Source organism: Actinoplanes aureus (assembly GCF_015704865.1).
Classification (GTDB): domain Bacteria; phylum Actinomycetota; class Actinomycetes; order Mycobacteriales; family Micromonosporaceae; genus Actinoplanes; species Actinoplanes aureus.
In genome coordinates this window covers 96,783-116,552 of record NZ_JADQTO010000010.1, presented here as the reverse complement: position 1 = coordinate 116,552, position 19,770 = coordinate 96,783, and the positions used below count along the sequence as shown (strand labels likewise).

At 71.8% G+C, this 19,770-nt stretch carries 20 protein-coding genes; 9 read left to right on the top strand and 11 right to left on the bottom strand.

Going from position 1 to position 19,770, the window contains the following annotated elements; all coding sequences use genetic code 11:
• The first annotated feature begins 78 nt into the window (after positions 1-78).
• Positions 79-1,251 (top strand): NAD(P)/FAD-dependent oxidoreductase, encoded by a 1,173-nt coding sequence (locus tag I4J89_RS22000; protein ID WP_196415908.1) that lies wholly within the window; start codon positions 79-81, stop codon positions 1,249-1,251.
• Positions 1,252-1,302: 51 nt separating this feature from the next.
• A complete protein-coding gene (locus tag I4J89_RS21995) occupies positions 1,303-2,478 on the top strand; it encodes an alpha/beta hydrolase family protein (protein WP_196415907.1) in 1,176 nt (391 codons plus the stop codon).
• 11 nt (positions 2,479-2,489) lie between these two features.
• Here the strand turns inward: I4J89_RS21995 and I4J89_RS21990 are convergent, their stop codons facing one another.
• Positions 2,490-3,974, bottom strand: coding sequence for a serine hydrolase domain-containing protein (locus I4J89_RS21990; RefSeq protein WP_196415906.1), 1,485 nt, complete (start codon positions 3,972-3,974; stop codon positions 2,490-2,492).
• Positions 3,975-4,039: 65 nt separating this feature from the next.
• On the opposite strand from I4J89_RS21990, the gene I4J89_RS21985 reads away from it, so the two are divergent.
• Positions 4,040-4,669, top strand: coding sequence for a TetR/AcrR family transcriptional regulator (locus I4J89_RS21985; RefSeq protein ID WP_196415905.1), 630 nt, complete (start codon positions 4,040-4,042; stop codon positions 4,667-4,669).
• Between the two features lie 6 nt (positions 4,670-4,675).
• Here the strand turns inward: I4J89_RS21985 and I4J89_RS21980 are convergent, their stop codons facing one another.
• Positions 4,676-5,644 carry a helix-turn-helix transcriptional regulator gene (locus I4J89_RS21980; protein ID WP_196415904.1) on the bottom strand — a complete coding sequence of 323 codons (969 nt, stop codon included), beginning with the start codon at positions 5,642-5,644 and terminating at the stop codon, positions 4,676-4,678.
• 56 nt (positions 5,645-5,700) lie between these two features.
• Between I4J89_RS21980 and I4J89_RS21975 the strand changes: the two genes are divergently transcribed.
• Both I4J89_RS21975 and I4J89_RS21970 read left to right on the top strand, forming a co-directional pair.
• Positions 5,701-6,357, top strand: coding sequence for an alpha/beta fold hydrolase (locus I4J89_RS21975; protein WP_196415903.1), 657 nt, complete (start codon positions 5,701-5,703; stop codon positions 6,355-6,357).
• Between the two features lie 59 nt (positions 6,358-6,416).
• On the top strand, positions 6,417-7,394 hold the full coding sequence (locus I4J89_RS21970; protein ID WP_196415902.1) for a lipoprotein: 978 nt from the start codon (positions 6,417-6,419) through the stop codon (positions 7,392-7,394).
• 6 nt (positions 7,395-7,400) lie between these two features.
• Here I4J89_RS21970 and I4J89_RS21965 read toward each other — a convergent pair whose 3' ends face one another.
• Together I4J89_RS21965 and I4J89_RS21960 are read right to left on the bottom strand one after the other, a co-directional pair.
• Positions 7,401-7,976, bottom strand: a complete 576-nt coding sequence (locus I4J89_RS21965; protein ID WP_230859379.1) for a thymidine kinase — start codon at positions 7,974-7,976, stop codon at positions 7,401-7,403.
• Positions 7,977-8,038: 62 nt separating this feature from the next.
• Positions 8,039-9,148, bottom strand: coding sequence for an ROK family transcriptional regulator (locus I4J89_RS21960; RefSeq protein WP_196415901.1), 1,110 nt, complete (start codon positions 9,146-9,148; stop codon positions 8,039-8,041).
• A gap of 86 nt (positions 9,149-9,234) precedes the next feature.
• Between I4J89_RS21960 and I4J89_RS21955 the strand changes: the two genes are divergently transcribed.
• Positions 9,235-10,497: a DUF1479 domain-containing protein gene (locus I4J89_RS21955; protein ID WP_196415900.1), complete on the top strand. Its 1,263-nt coding sequence runs from the start codon at positions 9,235-9,237 to the stop codon at positions 10,495-10,497.
• On the opposite strand, the gene I4J89_RS21950 is transcribed toward I4J89_RS21955, so the two are convergent.
• The 3 genes from I4J89_RS21950 to I4J89_RS21940 form a co-directional block, all read right to left on the bottom strand.
• Positions 10,460-11,767 carry a multidrug effflux MFS transporter gene (locus I4J89_RS21950; RefSeq protein ID WP_309238412.1) on the bottom strand — a complete coding sequence of 436 codons (1,308 nt, stop codon included), beginning with the start codon at positions 11,765-11,767 and terminating at the stop codon, positions 10,460-10,462. The two genes, I4J89_RS21955 and I4J89_RS21950, sit on opposite strands and share 38 nt — an antisense overlap.
• Complete coding sequence (locus tag I4J89_RS51270) at positions 11,764-12,786, bottom strand: zinc-dependent alcohol dehydrogenase family protein (RefSeq protein WP_196415899.1); 1,023 nt, start codon at positions 12,784-12,786, stop codon at positions 11,764-11,766. Before I4J89_RS51270 ends, I4J89_RS21950 begins: the two co-directional genes overlap by 4 nt.
• 649 nt (positions 12,787-13,435) lie before the next feature.
• Positions 13,436-14,680: an FxsB family cyclophane-forming radical SAM/SPASM peptide maturase gene (locus tag I4J89_RS21940; RefSeq protein WP_196415898.1), complete on the bottom strand. Its 1,245-nt coding sequence runs from the start codon at positions 14,678-14,680 to the stop codon at positions 13,436-13,438.
• An 88-nt stretch (positions 14,681-14,768) separates the two neighbouring features.
• Between I4J89_RS21940 and I4J89_RS21935 the strand changes: the two genes are divergently transcribed.
• Positions 14,769-16,346, top strand: a complete 1,578-nt coding sequence (locus tag I4J89_RS21935) for a serine/threonine-protein kinase (protein WP_230859404.1) — start codon at positions 14,769-14,771, stop codon at positions 16,344-16,346.
• Between the two features lie 164 nt (positions 16,347-16,510).
• On the opposite strand, the gene I4J89_RS21930 is transcribed toward I4J89_RS21935, so the two are convergent.
• From I4J89_RS21930 to I4J89_RS21920, 3 genes are all read right to left on the bottom strand, one after another.
• On the bottom strand, positions 16,511-16,861 hold the full coding sequence (locus I4J89_RS21930; RefSeq protein ID WP_196415896.1) for a hypothetical protein: 351 nt from the start codon (positions 16,859-16,861) through the stop codon (positions 16,511-16,513).
• 110 nt (positions 16,862-16,971) lie between these two features.
• The gene (locus I4J89_RS21925) at positions 16,972-17,385 is read right to left on the bottom strand and encodes a hypothetical protein (protein WP_196415895.1); all 414 of its coding nucleotides are present in this window, start codon (positions 17,383-17,385) and stop codon (positions 16,972-16,974) included.
• A 46-nt stretch (positions 17,386-17,431) separates the two neighbouring features.
• Complete coding sequence (locus tag I4J89_RS21920; RefSeq protein WP_196415894.1) at positions 17,432-17,785, bottom strand: TM2 domain-containing protein; 354 nt, start codon at positions 17,783-17,785, stop codon at positions 17,432-17,434.
• 111 nt (positions 17,786-17,896) lie between these two features.
• Here I4J89_RS21920 and I4J89_RS21915 point away from each other — a divergent pair, with 111 nt between their 5' ends.
• Positions 17,897-18,826: an RNA polymerase sigma-70 factor gene (locus I4J89_RS21915; RefSeq protein ID WP_196415893.1), complete on the top strand. Its 930-nt coding sequence runs from the start codon at positions 17,897-17,899 to the stop codon at positions 18,824-18,826.
• Positions 18,827-18,842: 16 nt separating this feature from the next.
• A complete protein-coding gene (locus I4J89_RS21910; protein WP_196415892.1) occupies positions 18,843-19,244 on the top strand; it encodes a DoxX family protein in 402 nt (133 codons plus the stop codon).
• Here I4J89_RS21910 and I4J89_RS21905 read toward each other — a convergent pair.
• Positions 19,225-19,764: an alpha/beta hydrolase gene (locus I4J89_RS21905; RefSeq protein ID WP_196415891.1), complete on the bottom strand. Its 540-nt coding sequence runs from the start codon at positions 19,762-19,764 to the stop codon at positions 19,225-19,227. The two genes, I4J89_RS21910 and I4J89_RS21905, sit on opposite strands and share 20 nt — an antisense overlap.
• Positions 19,765-19,770 lie beyond the last annotated feature (6 nt).

Sequence of the window (19,770 nt, the reverse complement as noted above, 5' to 3'; positions counted from 1 at the left end):
TCATAGCCGCACCCTGTCAGGGATCGCGTCGCTGTCCGGTTCAGGAAGCGAGCCGCACCTACCGGACAGGAGCACAGCATGAAACACCGCATCGTCGTCCTCGGCGCCGGATACGCCGGCGCGCACGCCGCCGGGCGCCTCGCCCGCCGGCTGCACCCCGGCGACGTCGAGATCACCCTGGTCAACGCCGACCCCGACTTCGTCGAGCGGGTCCGGCTGCATCAGGTCGCCGCCGGCCAGGACCTGCGACACCGGCCGTTGGCCGACGTCTACCGGGGCACATCGGTGACGGTACGGGTGTCGCGGGTCACCGCTGTCGACGTCGGCCGGCGGACCGTCGATCTCGTCGACGGTGAGATCGGCTACGACACCCTCGTGTACGCGCTCGGCAGCACCGCCGCGGTCCACGGGGTGCCCGGTGTCGCCGAGCACGCGTACCACCTCGCGAGCCGGCCGGCCGCGTTGCGGCTGCGCGAACGTCTCAGCGAGCTGGCCGAGGGCGCGTCCGTGCTGGTCGCCGGCGGTGGCCTCACCGCCGTCGAGGCGGCCACCGAGATCGCCGAGTCCCGGCCGGATCTGGACGTCGCGATCGCCGCGCGCGACGGCGTCGGCGACTGGCTCAGCGACAAGGCCCGGCGGCACCTGCGCGACGTTCTCGACCGGCTCGGCATCCGGGTCCACGAGCACACCGGCATCGTGCGGGTCGACGAGGACGGGGTGGCGACCGGCGGCGGCGAGCGGATCCCGGCCACGGTGACCGTCTGGGCGGCGGGTTTCACCACCCACCCGATCGCCGCCGCGACCGCGCTGGAAGTCGACGGCACCGGTCGGATCGTCGTCGACGCCACCATGCGGTCGGTCTCGCACCCCGACGTGTACGCCGTCGGTGACGCCGCCGTCGCCGGGGGAGTGGGCGGCAAGCCGTTGCGGATGTCGTGCGCCTCGGGAATCCCGATGGGCTGGCAGGCCGCGGACGCCATCGCCGCGCGACTGACCGGCCGCAAGGTTCCTGCGAAGCCGATCCCGTACGTCACGCAGTGCATCAGCCTCGGCCGCCGGGACGGCATCGTCCAGCTCGTCACCCCGGACGACCGGGCCAGGTCGTCGGCCGTCACCGGGCGGATGGCGGCCCGCATCAAGGAATTCGTCTGCGCCGGCGCGGGCTGGAGCATCGCTCACCCGACGGTCCTGCTGCCGAGCCGGCGCCGCCGAGTCGTCCCGGCCGGCCGGTCTCCGCTGCCGACCACATAGGACTCTTCACAGGGGACTGCGGCCGGCGGCCCGCTCTGGTTGGGTGGCCGCATGACGACAACATTCGATATCACCAAGAGGGCTGCCGCGGCTTTCGTGGCCGCTGTCGCTCTTGTGCCGCCGGTGCTCTCGGTCTCGCCGGCTGCCGCGGCCGTCACCCCCCAGTCCGGGTTCGCGCTGCCGGCGCCGAGCGGGCGGTACGCCGTCGGCCGCGACGTCCTGCACCTGGTCGACCAGAGCCGGCCCGATCCGTGGGTGCCGGAGGACCGGCGGGAGTTGATGGTGTCGATGTACTACCCGGCGTCGGCCGGGACGGGCCGGCCGGCGGCGTACCTCACCACGACCGAGGCCAGCCTGTTCATCGAGGCCCGCGCCATGGCGGGTGTCGAGCCGGAGGCTCTCAGCGGCACCCGCACCGCGGCCCGTGGCCAGGCACAACCGCGCTGGGGCCGCTACCCGCTCGTGATCCTCACGCCCGGGATCACCCTGCACCGGCACACCCTCACCCACCTCGCGGAGGAACTCGCCAGCCGGGGATACGTCGTCGCCTCGGTCGATCACGCCTACGAGTCCGTGGGCACCGCCTTCCCCGGCGGGCGGGTACTCGCCTGCACCGCGTGCACAGTCCTCGGCAACACGGACGAAGAAGATCAGCCGGCGGCCATCGCCGGTCTCGCCACCGGCCGGGCACAGGACATCACGTTCGTCCTCGACCGGCTGACCGCCGCGACGCCGGCCTGGCGCCACGCCGGACTGATCGACCGTGGCCGGATCGGGATGGCGGGCCACTCCATCGGCGGCAACGCCACCGCGGCGACCATGGCCACCGACTCCCGGGTCGACGCGGGGCTCAACATGGACGGCACCTTCTTCGCGCCGGTACCCGCCGATGGCCTGAACGGGCGCCCGTTCCTGCTGCTCGGCACGCCCGCCCACAGCCCCGGCGGGGCCGACGTCACCTGGGATCGCGACTGGCGGAGCCTGGACGGCTGGAAGCGCTGGCTCACCGTCACCGGCACCGAGCACTTCGACTACAGCGACATCGCGGTGCTGGCCGACCAGGCCGGTCTCCCGGACACCGCCTCGCCGCTGCCGGGCGACCGGACCGCGCAGATCGTGCGCGACTACGTCGGCGCCTTCTTCGACCTGCACCTGCGCGGCATCGCGCGGCCGCTGCTGGACGGCCCGGACGCCGGCCATCCGGAGGTCGTCTTCCACCAGCCCTGACCCCATCGTGGTCATCGGCGGCCGCGCCGGGAATCCCGGACGGCGGCCGTGACGCGGGTGATCGCGAGTGCGCAGGCCAGGACGATCACCGCGATCATGGTCCGCCCGAGGTCGGGCATCCAGAGCAGGGCCTGGCCGAAATCGAAGCCCATCATGGCCGGCGTAGCAGCGACGCCGGCGACCAGGGCCGCGCAACCGGCGATCCATCCGAGGACGATCATCGGTACGCGACGCGCCCGGACCCGGCGCGGACGTACGACTCGGATCGACGACCAGATGACGGCCGCTCCGAGGATCCCGGCCAGGCCGACCGCACCGTAGAGGGTGGCGGTCAGAGCCGGGTCCCCGGCGGCCGGCCGGCCCGGGCTCGCGCCGCCGTGCGCCATCCGGGCCACCGCGAACGCCGCCTCGGCCAGCGGGCCGTCCATCGCGGGGCTGTAGCTGTTCGCCAGGACGACCACGCCGAGGCCGGTGCCGGGTGCCAGGATGACGTGGGCGAAGTATCCCGGGGCGGCGCCGGCATGCCAGACGACGCGGGTGCCGGTGTCGTCCAGCCGGCTGTCCCGCCAGCCGAGGCCGTACCGCCCGGCGCCGCCGGTGTCGGCCTGCCCGGTGTGCATCCGGGCGACGGTCTGCTCGGACAGGAGGCGGGTGCCCGCGTACCGGCCGCCGGCGAGGTGGGCGATCAGGAAGTGACTGAGGTCGTCGAGGCCGGCGGCGAGGTAGCCGTAGGGCACGCCCGACGTGTCGTAGGGCGCGTCGAAGCGGCGGGGACGGCCGAACCAGTAGCGGTGGCCGGCGGGCAGCCCGATCCGGTCGGCCTCGGCCGAGGTGGCGGCGCTGTCCGGCATGTCGAGCGGGTCCAGCACCGCCCGGCGCAGGTACGTGCCGAACGGCTGGCCGGTGACCGTCTCGACCAGCGCGCCCAGGACCATGTAGTTGGCGTCGCTGTACTGGTGTGCCACGCCGGGCGCGGTCGCCGGCCGGACTGTCGCGAGGTCACGGACCGACCTGGCGAGGCCCTCGGGCGTGTTGTCGAACCGGTCCGTGCGGCTGGCCCACCGCGGCAGCCCGCTGGTGTGGGTGAGCAGGTGCCGCACGGTGATCCGCTCGGCGGCGTCGTCGTCGGCGAGCCGGAACCAGGGCAGGTGGCGGCGCACGGGGTCGTCGAGGCTCATCCGGCCGGTCTCGACCAGCCGCATCACCGCCGTCGCGGTGACCGGTTTGGAGACCGAGCCGAGCAGGAACGGGGTGTGCGCGGTGATCGCCGCACCGTCGCCGTCGACGCCCCACGTCGCCTGCCGCACGATCCGGTTGCGGTCGACCAGGGCGTACGCCAGCCCGGGGATCCGGTTCTCCTCGCGGTGCCGCTGAAGGTACGCCTCGATGCGGTCGCCGGCGCCGGTCGCCGGCGTCCCGGCGTGGGCGGGCGTGGGCGCCGTGATGACGGCGCACGTCGCGGCGAGCAGCACAGCCAGCGTTCTCGTAGTCCGCATCACTACCTCCATAACCATATGGCCGTATGGTTATCACGTATACCGTACTGCGATATGGTTATGCAATGGCTCGCACCGCGGATCATGAAGCGCGCCGTCGCCAGGTCGCGGCGGCGGTCGAACAGCTGGTGGCGACCGAGGGCTTCGGAGCCGTCACGGTGGCCCGGACCGCGACCGCCGCGGGCATCTCGGTCGGCCTGGTGCAGCACTACTTCCCGACCAAGGACGACATGCTGCTGAACGCGTTCACGCACGTTCGCGGCCGGATCGAGGAGCGGGTGCTGGCCGACGCCGACCGCGCCGACAAGGCCGGCGCCCGGATCGAGGACATCCTCCTCGGCGTCCTCGTCGAGCTGCTGCCGCTCGACGAGCGCCGGCGCCGCGAGTGCCGGGTCGAGCTGGCCTTCACCGGCCGCGCGGTGGACAACCCGCGGCTGGCGGACGCCCTGGGCCGGAGCAATGCCCAGGTCCGGGGCCGGCTGGCGCAGGCGGTGCACAACGGCAAGGAGTGCGGCGAGGTGCTGCCGGACGTCGACGAGGCGGCGGCGGCCGCACGCCTGCTGGCCATGCTCGACGGGCTCAAACTGCACGCCTACAGCGATCCGGCCGCGATCACGCCGGCGGCGGCGCGTGCCGCCCTGGCGGAGCAGCTGAGCCGGGTGTTCACCGGCCCGTGCCACCACCGCGCCGGGTGACCGTTGCTACCGCCCGGAGCGGCCCGCCTCGCGGAGCCGGTCGGCCAGGGCCGTGACCTCGCCGCGGAGTTCGTCCGGGGTTTCGATGGTGAAGTCCCAGCCCAGGCCGGCGAGCATCTGCGCCGTGCCGTCGAGTCGCTCGGCGCGGGCGGTCAGCCGTACGCCGTGAACCGCCTGCGTGAGCGTGGCGACCGTGGGCGGGATGCGCCGCCGGGCCTCGTCCATACCGGTGTGCAGCAGCACCGACACCTCGTGCCGCCAGGCGCCGGCGGCGAGCCCGGCGGCGACGTGGGCGCCCGGGTCGAAGCCGGTCGGTGCCTCGAAGGTGCCGTCGAGCACGACGGCCGCGCTGACCCGGTCCAGGCGGAACGTGCGTACCGCGTCGCGGTCGTGGTCGTGCCCGGTGATGAACCACTTGCCGCCGTGGAAGACCAGCCCGTACGGATCCAGCCGGCGCTCCACCCCGGTGGCCCCGGGCTTGGCGTAGGTGAAGGTGACCGGGTGGCGGTCGCGGGCGGCGCCGGCCAGCGTGAGCAGCGTGCCGGTGGCCGGCTGGGAAGCGGCCGGCGCCGGCCGGTTCGCCGCGAAGTCGAGCGTGGCCAGCAGGGCGTCGGTGCGGGCCCGCAACGCTCTCGGCAGCACCCGCTGGATTTTGGCGAGGGCGGTCTCGCCGGCGGTCACGGTCGCGGTCAGGCCGCTGCGCCGGCCGGCGACCAGACCGAGCAGTACGGCGACGGCCTCGTCGTCGGTGAGCATCAGCGGGGGCAGCCGGTAGCCGGGTGCGAGCGCGTAACCCCCGTAGCGTCCGCGCCGGCCCTCGACCGGGATGCCGAGGTCGGCGAGGTGTGCCGTGTAGCGCCGGACGGTGCGCTCGTCGACACCCAGCTGCTCGGCCAGATGGCCGACCGTGGCGCCGGCGGGGCTGGCCTGGAGCAGCTCGAGCAGGCCGAGCACCCGGCCCAGCGATTGTGGCATGGGCCACACTCTATACCGGGCGGAACCTGCCCGGTATTCGGCCTACCGTTCTTCTCATGACGACATACGTGCTGGTACCGGGTTTCTGGTTGGGTGGCTGGGCGTGGGACGCGGTGGCCGCGCCGCTGCGGGCCGAGGGGCATGAGGTGCACCAGTTCTCGCCCGTCCTGGACCGGGGCACCACGGCGGCCGACCACATCGAACAGCTGGTCGGTGTGCTGCGGGACCTGGAGGACGTGGTACTCGTCGGGCACAGCTACGGCGGCATGGTGGCCACCGCTGCCGCCGACCAGGCTCCGGAGCGGGTGGCGCGTCTGGTCTACGTCGACTCCGGACCGCTGCCCGACGGCATGTCGCAGGCCGACTTCGACGGGTCGCGGCCGCAGCCGGTCGACGGCATGCTGCCGGTGCCCGAGGAGGCGCCGCCGATGGCCGAGGGCTTCGACTGGGCGGTGGTCCGCGAGCACGGCCGGCCGCAGCCGGCCGCCACGGCCACCGACCCGGTGCATCACGGGGCGGGGTGGCAGGCGGTGCCGCGTACGGCGATCATGTGCTCGTTCACCGAGGCGCAACTGCGTGAGCTGGCCGCAAGTGTGCCGGCGTTCGCGTTGATGGTCGGCGGCGACTGGACGTACCAGGAGCTCAAGACCGGGCACTGGCCGATGTTCTCGGAGCCGCGGGCGCTCGCGTCACTGCTGCTCACGGCGGCCTGAACGGGCGTTCTGGTATCGACGTGCGTCGAGGGGTGCGGCTCGCGTACAGTCCTCGGGTTGTGATCAGATTTTCGCACCGCCCTCTGGCGGTGGTGGCGCTCGGCGCCACCCTGTTGTCGGCCGGCGCCTGCAACACCTCGGACAGCAATTCTGGCGCGGCGGGCGCTTCGGCGTCCGCCGCGAGCAATACCGCTGAGATCTGCAAGTCCAGCGGCGAAGCCGCCCGGACCGCGGTCATGGGCTTGCTCGGCAAGATCGCCGTCATCGCGAAGGGCAACGACGCGCCCACCGATGCCGAGATGACCGAGCTCTACCAGAGCACCTTCGGCGCCCTGCGGGACGACCTCAACAAATCGAGCGCCGAGGCGACCGATCCCGAGTTCGCCGTGGTCCTCAAGGACATCGCCGCCGAGGCCGGCAAGCTCGCCACGGCCGCCGACCCGGTCGCGCTGGGTAACGAGGGCTTCCAGACAGCGCTCGGCAAGCTCGAGACCCACTGCCCGAGCGATTCCCGTTCGTCGGCCGCCCCGAGCGGCGCTCCCGGTGGTGCCGCCGGCGCCGCGGTCGGTGCCAAGGGCAGCGCCTGCGAACTGCCGGTGACCTTCTCGGCCGCCGAGAAGTGGCAGCCCAAGAAGGTCGAGGTCGACGAGGGCGACCCGCTTGCCGAGCTGGCTCGTAAGGGCTCGCTGCGGATGGCCTGCGAGATCAACGGCCGGCCCGCCGGGCTCACCGCGTTCGTGCGGGTGTGGATCGATCCGAAGGGCACCACCGCCCGCAAGGCGCTGAAGCAGATCCTGACCGGGGCGAAGACCCGCAAGGTCACCTACGCGAAGATCAAGCTCGGTGGGCGCGACGGGGTGGAGCTCAGCTATCAGCTCTTCTCGGAGCTGCTGGAGGAGTACAGCGACCGGCAGGCGTTCGCGGTGAAGACGCCGGGTGGTGTGGTGGTCGTGGAGCTGAGCGGCCTGGGCGGCGACGACCCGGCCGTGCAGGCGGCGTACGACCTGGCCAAGAGCACGCTGACGGTCCAGGCCTGACCGGGGTCAGGGCAGTACGACGCAGCGGCGGCAGCGGGCCTCGTAGGTGTAGGTGCCGTCGTCCGGCAGCGCGGTCGACGGCGCCAGCTCCCGGATCATCGGCTTGCCGCTCTCCAGGACCTGGGTGTGCGTCGCGTCCAGGGAACGGCACACGTCGCACACCGCCCGCCGGTAGATCACCCTTTCCGGTGCCAGTTCGAACAGGGCTCGTACCGGTGCGAACAGCTGACCCCGGTGGTCCAGGTCGATGCCGGCGACCACCACCTTGATCCCGCGGCGGACCGCGACACCGAGCACGGCGATGTCGTCGACGGTGAACATGTGGATCTCGTCGACGCCGATCACCTCGGCCTCGCCGTCGGCGGCGCCGGCCAGGGAGTGCACCTTCACGGTTTCCAGGCTGCCGCCGGAACGGGACGTCACCGAGGTGTCCCGGCCGTGCCGGGCCGACTGGTAGACGCAGTGCGGGATGCCGGCGTGCTGCAGCGGAGACAGCAGGCTGATCATCTCCAGCGACTTGCCGCCCTTCATCGGGCCGAGGATCACGGTCAGGTCCATGCCGCAGACCGTGCCACCGATCATCCGCGGAGTCGACACCGGCCACCCACCCGGAGACAACAACCACACCGTGCGAGCTTCGTGGTTCAGCCGTCTGCCGTGACGGACGCCCGCAGGTGGTCGAGGGCCGCGGCGCGCACGCCGGCCATGACCGGCTCGCCGGTCAGTGCGGTGGCCCGGACCGGAACGTGCCGGGGCAGCCGGGCCGTCGCCGCACCGATGTCGCCGAGCAGTGCCGGGCCCCACGAGCCGCCCACGACGACCTCCTGCGGATCGGCGAGCGCGATCACCGCGGCCACCACGCCGGCGACGGCCGTGCCGATGACCTCGCGCGTGGTGGCGCCGCTGCCGAGCAGCCGGCCGACGTCGATCGCCGTCGAGCCGTGGCGGCGCAGACCCAGTTCGCCGAAGAGCTCGATGAACCGGACCGCGCGCCCGCCCGGACCGGCGGTCACCAGGTGGGCGATCTCGCCGGTCAGCCCGGACCGCCCGCGCCGGATCTCGCCGTCGTTGACGATCGCGCAGCCCAGGCCCTCACCCAGGTACAGATAGGCGAAGTCGCGCAGGTGCTCGGCACCGGCGCTGTCGCGCTCCGCCGAAGCGGCCCAGTTCACGTCGTTGTCGACGACGACCGGCCCACCGGCGAAGGGTGCGAGGACGGCGACCGGGTCCAGCTCGCCGACCAGGAACGGCGCGTCGGGCAGCTGGACCAGGCGGCCGGTCGCGCGGTCCACCGGGTCGGCGGCGCTGACGACGGTCGCCCGGACCGGGTGGTCAGCGGCGTCGCGCACCTCGGCGGCCGCCGATCTCAGCGCGGCGGCGACGTGGTCCGGCCGGGCGGGCCGGTCGACCTCCCGCATCGTACGAGCGAGAGCGTCGCCGTAGACGTCGAGGCACTCGGCCACGACACCCTCCGGAGCGATGGTGACCGCCAGAGCGACACCCACCGCCGGAGCGAGCGCGTAATACGAACCCACCCGGCCGCGGCCACGCCCGCCAGGGGTGCGCTCCCCGGTGTCGGCGACGAGCCCGCGCTCGGTCAGCCGCCGCACGCTCTCACCAGCGGTCGGCTTGGAGATGCCGATCTGGGCGGCCAGCTCGGCCCGCGTCAGCCGGCGGTGCCGCATCAGTGCCCGCAGCACGTGCACGTCGGTCACCGACCGGACCAGGTCCAGTGACGGCTTGGCGGAGTCCATGTGCCGATTCTAGTCAGGGCTCTTGTCTTGAAGAGAAGGGTCGTCTACGTTTTCAAGTAAGGAGAGCTGACTTGAAAGGGACTGCCATGACCCTGCCGCATTGGGAAGAGACGCCTGCCGATCTGCGTGCCGCGACCCGCGAGATCAAGGTGGCGTTGCGCGAGCGGATCGCGGCGTCCGGCCGCACCGTCGACGAGGTCTTCGCCGTGGTCGAGCGGCGCGTGCAGGCCGCCATCGACGACATCGCCGCCGCCCGCCGCCGCGGCGAGACCGTCTGGCCCGTGATCGACTACGCCGACATCGCCGCCGGCACCGTCACCGCCGCCCAGGTCGAGCAGTTGCGCCGTCGGGGCTGCCTCGTCGTGCGTGGCCACTTCGACCGCGATCAGGCCTTGCGATGGGATCAGGACATCGTCGACTACGTGGAGGGCAACCGCTTCTTCGAGGATTACCGGGGCCCCGGCGACGACTTCTTCGGCAGCGTGGGCTCCAAGCCCGAGATCTACCCGATCTACTGGTCACCCGCCCAGATGCAGGCCCGCCAGAGCGAGCGCATGGCGACCGTGCAGGCCTTCCTCAACAGCCAGTGGAAACACGAGTCCGACGGCGTCCAGTGGTTCGACCCGACCCGTGACTCCCTCTACCCGGACCGGATTCGCCGCCGCCCCGAGGGCGCCGACTCGGCCGGGCTCGGCACCCACCTTGACCCCGGCACCCTCGACCTGTGGATGACACAGGCCTATCAGCAGGCGTTCCGGCACCTGTTCGACGGCAGCGTCGAGCAGTATGACCCGTGGGACGCCGCCCACCGCACCACCGGCCCGCAGTATCCGGGCTCCACCATGTGCTCGGCCTTCCGCACCTTCCAGGGCTGGACCGCCCTGTCCGACATGGACCACGACCAGGGCGTGCTGCACACCGTGCCGATCCCCGAGGCGATGGCCTACCTGATGCTCCGCCCGCTGCTCAGCGACGTCCCCGACGACGACATGTGCGGCGTCACCGTCAACCAGGTCTTCCCCGCCGGCCACAAGTGGCACGCCCCGCTGATGGAGGCCCTCGCCGGCATCCCCGACGTCAAGGCCGGCGACTCGGTCTGGTGGCACTGCGACATGATCCACAGCGTCGCTCCGGTCGAGGCCCAGAAGGGCTGGGGCAATGTCATGTACATCCCGGCCGCACCCTGGTGCCCGCGCAACGAGACCTACGCGGCTTCGGTTCGCGACGCGTTCCTCAAGGGCGAGAGCCCCAGCGACTTCCCGGCCGAGCACTACGAGCGCGACTGGCCCAATCGCTTCCAGCCGACCGACCTCAACGACATCGGCCGGCGTGGTCTCGGCCTTGGTTGAGGCCACTTTCCTCGCCTGGCCGGAGCTTCTGGCCGCGGGCCAGCACGAGAAGGCCGAGCATGGATGCCGCGGCACCGGCGACGATGAGCAGCGCCATCGGCACCGCGGTGTGCTCGCCGCCGAGGCCGGCGATCGGCGCGATCGCGCCGGCGGCCACCCACTGGACGAAACCGAGGATCGCGGAGCCGGTGCCCGGGTGCTCGGGCACCTCGGCGGAGGCGAGGGCGCCGCCGTTGGGGCCGATGAGGCCCTGCGCGGTCATGAGCACGAGGAAACAGACGACCGCCAGCAGCAGCGGTGTGCCGAACCAGAGCGAGCCGGTGAGCATCGCCACACCGGCGGCGAGGGCGGCGATCTGGCCGACCAGGATGACCTTGCGGGTGTCGACCCGCCCGGCCAGGCGGGCGGCCACGAGCGCAGCCACCGTCATGCCGGCGGCGTTGGCGGCGAAGTCCACCGAATAGGCGACCGGCGACATCCCGTTCATCGACTGCAGCACGAAGGCCGAGGTCGCGACGTAGGCGAACAGTGCGCCCATCGCCGAGCCGCTGACCACCAGATATCCGACGTACCGGCGGTTGGCGAGGACCTGCCGGCCCGCCACCGCGAACGCGCGCAGTCCGCCACCGTGCCGGCGTTCGGGTGGCAGCGACTCGGGCACGGCGGCGAGCGCGGCTACCACCATCGCCACCCCGAGCGCGGCCACCGTCCAGAACGACATCCGCCAGTGCGACAGCTGGAGGATGACCGCGCCGATCAGCGGACCGGCGATCGGGGCGATGCCGCCTACCCCGGCGACCACGTTCAGCAGGCGTACCAGGCGGGCGCCGGTCGCCAGGTCGACGATCACCGCGCGGCCAATCACCATGGCCCAGCCACCACTGAAACCCTGGACGAACCGGGCGGCCATCATGACGCCGATCGACGGGGTGAGCGCGCAGACGACGGAGGCTGCCGCCATCAGCACGATCGCGGCGATCAGCGGCCGGCGGCGGCCGCGCTGGTCGGAGACCGGTCCGCCGACCAGCTGGCCCAGTGCCATGCCGACGAAGAACGTCGTCAAGGTGAGCTGGACCTGCGTCGCCGTGGCCGACAGGTCTCCGGCGACCTGCGGGAACGCAGGGACGTACATGTCGGTGGCGAGCGGCGCGATCGCGGTCAGGAAGATGACGGTCGCCACCAGGCCCGAGGTGACCCGGGCCTGGCGACGGTCACGTTCCGAGGGCATCCCCGCGCCGGCCGTGTGCGGTGCGAGCCGTGCGGAGGTCACGGCTGCAGCAGGACCTTGATGGCTTCCCGCCGGTCCATGGCCCGATAACCGTCGGCGGCCTGGTCGAGCGGCAGGGTGAGATCGAAGACCTTGCCGGGGTCGATGGTGCGGTTGGTGATCAGGTCGATCAGGTGGGGCAGGAAGCGGCGTACCGGGGCGGGGCCGCCGTGCAGGTGCACGCCGGAGAAGAACAGCTCGTCGCCGGGAAGGGAGACGTCGTGGGCCACGCCGACGTAGCCGACGTGCCCGCCCGCGCGGGTGGACTGGATGGCCTGCATCATCGACTCCTGGGTGCCGACCGCCTCGATCACCGAGTGGGCGCCGAGCCCGCCGGTGAGTTCCTTGATCCGGGCCACACCCTCGTCGCCGCGTTCGTTCACGACGTCGGTAGCGCCGAACTCCAGCGCGAGCTTCTGCCGGGACTCATGTCGGCTCATCGCGATGATCCGTTCGGCGCCGAGCTGCTTGGCGGCCATGACGCCCAGCAGGCCGACAGCCCCGTCGCCGACGATCGCCACGGTCTTGCCCGTGCCCGCCTGAGCGGCGACGGCGGCGAACCACCCGGTGCCGAGCACGTCGGAGGCGGCGAGGAGGCCAGGGATCAAATCTCCGGACGGCGTCTCCGCGGTGGGGACGAGGGTGCCGTCGGCGAGGGTGATCCGGGCGTACTCGGCCTGCGCTCCACCGGGGGCGGCGGACTGGGCCTGCACGCAGTGGGTGTGGTAGCCGGCCCGGCAGATCTCGCAGGTGTTGTCAGAGGCAAAGAAGGAACCGACGACGAACTGCCCCGGACGCACGTTACGGACGTCGCTGCCGACCTCCTCGACGAAACCGACGTACTCGTGGCCCATCGGACGCGGTTCATCGACCCGTTCAACGCCGCGGTAGGGCCACAGGTCCGACCCGCAGACGCAGGTGGCGGCCAGACGGATGATCGCGTCGGTCGGTTGCTCGATCCGCGGATCCGGGCGCTCCTCGACGCGAACCTCACCGGGGGCGGTCATGACGGCAACACGCATGAGCGAAGCTCCTTGCAGATGGTGGGTGTCGCCATCCAGCAAAGCGCCGCAGCGCCGCACGAGGAAGTCACCGGTGATGGGTGTACTGCCAGTACATCCCAGATCAGCACCGCGCGGCGATCTCCCCGCGCCGGCCGCTTCGTGGGTCGAGGTTTGCTTGCCGGTCCCGCTTCGTCGGGTACGCGTGACCGGCGTCCCGCCGAAGCCGACGCGTGCCCGCTCTCCCCGCGCGAGCTGGGCTTTCCGTCACCGCCCCAGCGCGGCCGCCGGGAAACACCAGTCCGTCCCGCTGCGCGAGTACCGGGCGCGGTGGCTCGCCACGCGGCCGGGCTGTCTGCCGCGGGGTTTGCGGGCCGGGGCGGCGCGTGCGAACGACCTGGCCGCGGACGGGCGGGCCGTAGGGGCCGCGATTGCCCGCGTTTGCCGCCGTAATCGCCGGATGATGGTGTTTCCCGGCGGTCGCGCTGGGGCCGTCAGGGGAAGCTTGGCTTGCGCTGGGAGGGCGGGGACGGGGTCGGCTTCGGCGGGACGACCGGTTACGCGTACCCCGAAGAAGCGGGACCGGCAAGACCAGGCTGAGTGGGCACTGCTGGCCGTGATCAGCAGGCCCGGCCCAGGAAGGGCTAGCCCACGTCGGCCGCGACGCGGGCTAGCCCACGTCGGATGCGACGCGGTCGTAGACGTGGCGGATGAATGCGCGCATGTCCGCGCAGTGCACGGATGGGGCGCGGAAGCCGACGCCGGGGCGGTAGCGGTGGGCGTAATGGCCGCCGCCGCAGAAGGCTACGGCGGGGCAGGCCTGGCATTCGTCGGACAGGGCGGCCCGGCCGATCTGGCGGGCCACGATGCCGGGGTCGTCCAACGCGGCGTCGAGTTCGTCGCGGATCACGTTCAAACCGGTGGCGCAGGCGCCGGGGTAGGCGCTCTTGAGCGCGTCGACCTGTTCGATCGCGCCGTCCGACTCGACGACCAGTACGCCGGATGGGCTGAGCCCGATCTGCTCGCTGCGGCTGTCACCGCCGAGTACCAGGCTGATCGTGTCGTCGAAGAGGCGGATCCGCACCGGCGAACGGTCGGCGTACCAGCGGTCGAAGACGGCGATCAGCCAGCCGGCGTACGGCGTCGCGCCGGGCGGCCTGGTCGGCGGATGTTCCCAGTTCAGGTGCGGGAGCAGCAGGTCGATGGCCGGTGGGTCGAAGGTGAGCAGCTGCTCGTAGCAGGCGATCGGGTCGGTGCCGGGGTCGACTGTGCACAGCAGGCCCGCGTACGCGGCGCGGTTCTCCGGCCTGCGCAGCAGCTGGAGGCCGCGCGCCACCGCGGCGAAGCTGCCGCGCCCGGTGCGGGTGCGGCGGTGCCGATCGTGGTCGGCCGGCGTGCCGTCGACGCTGACGCCGACGCTGATGCCCTGCTCGACCAGCACCGCGACGGTGGGCGCGTCCAGCAGAACGCCGTTGGTCTGCATGCTGAACTCGACCCGGCAGCCCGGCGGGAAGACGTCGCGCGCGGCTCGGACGAGCCGCGCCAGCTCGGCCGGGCCGTAGAGCAACGGCTCGCCGCCGTGCAACACGATCCGTACGCCGGAGAGCCGGTGCCGCCGTGCGTGGCCGGCGAACCGGGCCAGAGCCGCGTCCCGCACCGCGTCGGACATGGTGCGCGGCCGGTCCCGCCAGCTCTGGTCGGCGAGCTCGTAGACGTAGCAGTAGTCGCAGGCGAGGTTGCACCGCTGGTGAACCTTCAGGACCAGCTCACGGAAGGGAACCGGCGCGTGGCCCGCGGCCCGCAGCGCGGCGACGTCGAGTTCGGCGTACGGCCAGGGCGCCGCCCGCGCGTGCGCCGCCCGGATGTCATCGACGAGTACGGCCCGGCCCGCGGCGGGACGTGAGCCGGCCTTCATCCCGCCATCGTATTCCGGACCCGTCACCCGAGGTTGTGACCCCGGCGCGCGTTTTCCGGCCCCGATGACCGGGCACCGTTCGACGGTGATGAACACCGGGGACCTGATGGACGGGCGGTTCCGGCTGCGTGAGCAGCTCGGCGCCGGCGGTATGGCGGTGGTCTGGCGTGCCCACGACGAGGTCCTCGGCCGCGACGTGGCGCTGAAGGTGCTTTCCGCGGACCTGGCCCAGGACCCGGCGCTGCTGGCCCGCATTCGCGACGAGGCGCGAGCGGTGGCCCGGTTGCGCCACCCGAACGTCGTGGACGTGTACGACTACGGCGAAGTGCCGGGCCCGCAGGGCCGGCCGTTGCCGTACGTCGTGATGGAGGTGGTCGAGGGCCGATCGCTGTCACGGCTGCTCACCGCCGGTGCCCTACCGTGGCGGCTGGCGGTCCTGATCGGCGCGCAGGTCGCCGCGGCGCTCGCCGCCGCACACGAGCGGGGCGTGGTGCACCGGGACGTGAAGCCGGGCAACGTGGTGGTCGGCGGCGCCCGGGTCAAGCTGGTGGACTTCGGCATCTCGGCGGTGTCCGGCGACGACGACCGCAGCGCCGGCCTGCTGCTCGGCACCCCGGCCTACCTGGCCCCGGAGCGCCTGGAGAAAGGGGTCGTACGCCCGGAGACCGACGTGTACGCCCTGGGCCTGATGCTCTACCGGGCGCTGGCGGGCCACCTGCCCTGGCAGGCGTCGACGACCACCGAGATGCTCATCGCGCATCGCTACCAGGAGCCGGACCCGCTGCCTCCGATCGTCGGCCTGCCGGACGACGTGGCCGCCCTGTGCCGGCGGTGCCTGGACAAGAGCCCCGACCGGCGTCCCGGTGCCGCCGAGGTCGCGACGGTGCTGGCCGCGGCGGCCGGCCTCAGCCTGGACACGCTGGCACTTCCCGGCGCGCCGACCGGCACCGCACTGCCGGACGATGAGGTGCCGACGCGGACCGTTGTGCTGGCCGGCGCCGCCGCCTCCCGGGCGCTGGCCACCCGGCTCGCCGCCGCGGCACGGCGCTGGCGGGAGCTGCCGCACCGCCGCCGGATCGGTGTCGCGGCGGGCGCCGCCGCGTTGCTGCTGATTCCGGCCGCCGCGGTGACCCTGTCCGACAGCCCACCCGGCAAGCAGGTGAACGCCGGCGTTCCGGCCGCCGCTCCGCGACCCGCTGAACGGGCGCCCGAGTGCGCCGTGGGCTACGTGGTCTCCGGGACCACTGACGGCCGGTTCACCACAAAGGTCAGCATCGCCAACACCGGAACGGTGGGGATATCGGCGGCAATTCTCACCTTCGCCCTGCCCGGCGGGCAGCAGCTGCGTTCCGGCGCGCCCGGCACCTGGCGGCAGAACGGCCGCGAGGTCTCCGCGCAGGTGGGCGATCTCGCGGCCGGGGGCAGCCGCACGGCCACGTTCCGCGGTACGTACCAGGCGGTGAACGCCCTTCCGGACCGGTTCGAGCTCAACGGGACGACCTGCCAGGCGGCCCTGTCCGTGGCGGGGGTGACCACCAAGCCACCGACCACCCGGACCGTCGTCCGGAGCAGCGAGAGCCGCGAGAGCAGCGGGAAGGACGCCGCTAAGGAAGAGGGGAAGAAGAAGGAAAAGGCGGAGAAGAAGGAAAAGGACGAGGACGAGTAGCCGTCTGACGTCCGCTTGCTGACAGCTGCCTTGACCAGCCCCGTCGCGGGTTCCCATGAGGGCATGACCAGGTTTGCTCGCCGGTCCCGCTTCTTCGGCGGGACGCCGGGCGCGCGTACCCCGAAGAAGCCGGACCGGCAGGCGGAGCTCGACTCAAAGGGGTCTTAAACCCTGATCTCCGGGCCGCACTCTCCCCGGCTGTTGCAGACGTGGAAGCTGCGGAACTTGGAGTTGGCGCTGACCGGGCGCTTGTGCCAACAACCGGCACCCCCGAAGGCCATTACGCTTCCGCCGATCTCCTGACCGGGGACGACGGATTCGGTGTACCAGACCTTTCCCCACGCCACGCTGGGTTGCACGCACACCTGTGCGATGTCCGGGGTGACGGTACCCCGTACCCCGTAGACGGACTGTTCCGCGGCTGAGGCCGGGAGGGCTGTGGCGAACACCGAGACCGCCGACGCCGTGATGGTCACCGACAGCATCGCCAGGGCTCTGGAGCGACTCCGAAGCATGTTTACCTCGCCCGTTTGGGCGCTGCCGCCGACAGCGGGCGCCGGTGACGCGGACTCTATGAAGCGAGGCTCCGCGACGCCGGCCCGTATAGAAGGTCTCTATGCCGGTGCTAGCAGGACTTCTTGAAGACCGGCAAATGGAGAGTGCGTGACTTCTTCGACTTGACCTCGGTGACCTTGACCCGGCTGAACACCTTGCGGCAGTCGGACAGCCGCACCCGGTTGAACTTCAGCTTCACCTTGGTCTTCTCGTAGTTGGCTGCCGCGCAGTCCGGAATGCAGGTGTTGACGTTCTGCACGGCGGTGGCATAGCCGGTGCTCCTGGTCAGCGAGGACCAGCGCACGTTGCTGAAGTGGACGTCCTTGTAGGGACGGAAGTTTTTCGGCTTGATCTTGATCTTGTCATAGTCGTAGTCGACGACCACGCCGGGCTTGGCCGCGGCTTCAGCCGGGCCGGCCACGGAGATACCGGTGAGCGTCAGGGCGGCTGCCGTCGCGACAGCGGCAAGGCGGTGCGGTTTCACAGATCTGTCCCCCGTATCGATGCGATGTCGGGGGCCAGTCTTCCGATCATGACGCGGTGTGGCCGGGAAGCTGCGGACCGTGGCACGAATCCGGGGGCTGCTCGCTGGCGTCCACGATGCCGTAACGAGCCATGATCTCAGCCCGCCGGGAACGGTTGACCGCGCGCACCCGGCGGCCGACGAGCAGCCCGTCGATCAACGTCCACACGCCCAGGCCGCCGAGCGTGAACAGCATCGCCACCGAGCGGCCGGTGTCGCCGAGATAGAACCGGTGCCCGCCGAGGACGCCGGTCACGCACCACAGGGCGTACGCCACGCTCGGATCCTTCTTCACCGACTCGTACTCGAACTCGGCGCGGAGCACCTGGTACTTGAGTGCGGTGCCGGGCTCGCTGCTCATCCGGGCAACGATAGCGATCTGGGGCGGGATGCCGAGATGTTCGTCAAGAAGTGTCACAGAACGCCGGGCTGTCTTGACTCAAGTGTGAAAGCAGAGCGAAGGGAGAACCGAGTGACCCGGGCCGAGGAGTTCGAACAGCTGCGGCCGCTGCTGTTCGCGATCGCGTACCGGATTCTGGGCAGCGTCAGCGAGGCCGAGGACGCGGTCCAGGAGACCTGGCTCGGCTACCAGGATTATCCGGCGGAACCCGAGTCGGCCAGGGCGTTCCTGTCCACCGTGGTCACCCGGACCTCGATCAACGTGCTGCGCTCCGCGCGGGTGCGGCGGGAGACGTACGCCGGGCCGTGGCTCCCCGAACCGCTGCTGGCCGACCCGTACCAGGATCCGGAGCGGTCCGCCGAGCTGGCCGACTCGGTCTCGATGGCGGCCCTGTTGCTGCTGGAGCGGCTCAGCCCTCTCGAACGGGCGGTCTTCGTGCTCCGGGAGGTCTTCGCCTTCGGCTTCCCCGAGATCGCCTCGGCGGTGGGCCGCTCGGAGTCGGCGTGCCGGCAGCTGGCGGTGCGGGCTCGCCGCCACATGGACGCCGGCCGTCCCCGGTTCGAAGCCGACCGGAGGGAGCGCGAGCAACTCGCCGATCGCTTCTTCGAGGCGTTCCGGGAGGGTGACCTGGACGCGCTCCGCGAACTCCTCGCCGCCGATGTGCAGATGACCAGCGACAGTGGCGGCAAGGCGCCCCAGCTGCCGAAGCCCGTCGTCGGCGTCGACAACGTGGCCCGGGTCCTGGTGGCGGTCGCCGAACCGCTGGCCCGCATCGGCGTCGTCGTGGACCCGCGGCCGGTGAACGGCCAGCCGGGCGCGATCCTGCGCGACCGGGACGATCGGCCCTTCAACACCTTGGCACTCGACATCCTCGACGGGCAGATCCAGGCGATCCGCATCGTGATCAATCCCGACAAGCTCGGGCACCTCGGGCCGGTGGGGGATGCCTGGGCGCTCTCCCGCGCGTTCAACCAGGCCCGCCGTCCCACCAGTGAGAAATGAACTAGGGAGTGACCGTATGGACCTCAACGTCTGGCTGTGGATCGTGGCCGGCTTTCTGGCGACGATCCTGTTGATCAGCACATCCAAGATCTTCGTGCCCCGGGAGAAGATAGCCGCGGCCGGTGGTCACGCCGCGCAATGGGTGCTGGACTTCAGCCCGGGCGCCCTGCGAGCGATCGGAACCCTGGAGATCCTGGCCGCGGCGGGACTGATCCTGCCCGCCGTGCTCGACATCGCGCCGGTCCTGGTACCGGTCACGGCCGTCTGCGTGGCGTTGCTGTTCGCCTGCGCCGCGGCCATGCGCCTGCGCCGTGGTGAACGGGCGACGATCGCGCTGGACCTGGTCTATCTCACTCTGGCCGTCTTCGTGGCGTGGGGCAGGTTCGGTCCGGAGTCGTTCACCGGGCTGGCCAGTTAATCGACTCGAGGAACTCCCGTACGGCGACGACCATCAGGCCGAGCACGGCTATCGAGTCGGTGAGCGGGCCGGGGACGTACAGGCCGTGGTCGGCCTCGTCGACCTCCAGCACGTACCGGGAGAGGTCGCGCGCCAGCTTGCCGTTCCAGCTCTCGTCGGCGGTGCCGCCGACCAGCAGGAACGGTGCCTTGGCCCGGCGCAGGGCGGTGGTCACCCACGGTGCGTGCAGCAGCGGCGTGAGCCACACCGCCGGCATCGAGCGCTCGGCGGCCAGCACCGCGGCGTTCGTGCCGAGCGACTTGGCGATCAGCAGCGGCCGGCCGCCGAGCGTGTCGAGCAGCGGGCTGACCTCGCCGGCCACCCAGTCCTCCAGCTTCGGGTCGAACATCGTGGGCGGTTGCTCTGACCAGGAGTGCCGGTGCACCTGAGCGCCGAGCCGTTCGGCGACGTCGCCGGCGTACATGGTCAGCGGTGCCCCCGGCCCGAACATGCGGCCCGGAATCACGACAGCGTCAGCCATGTCCGG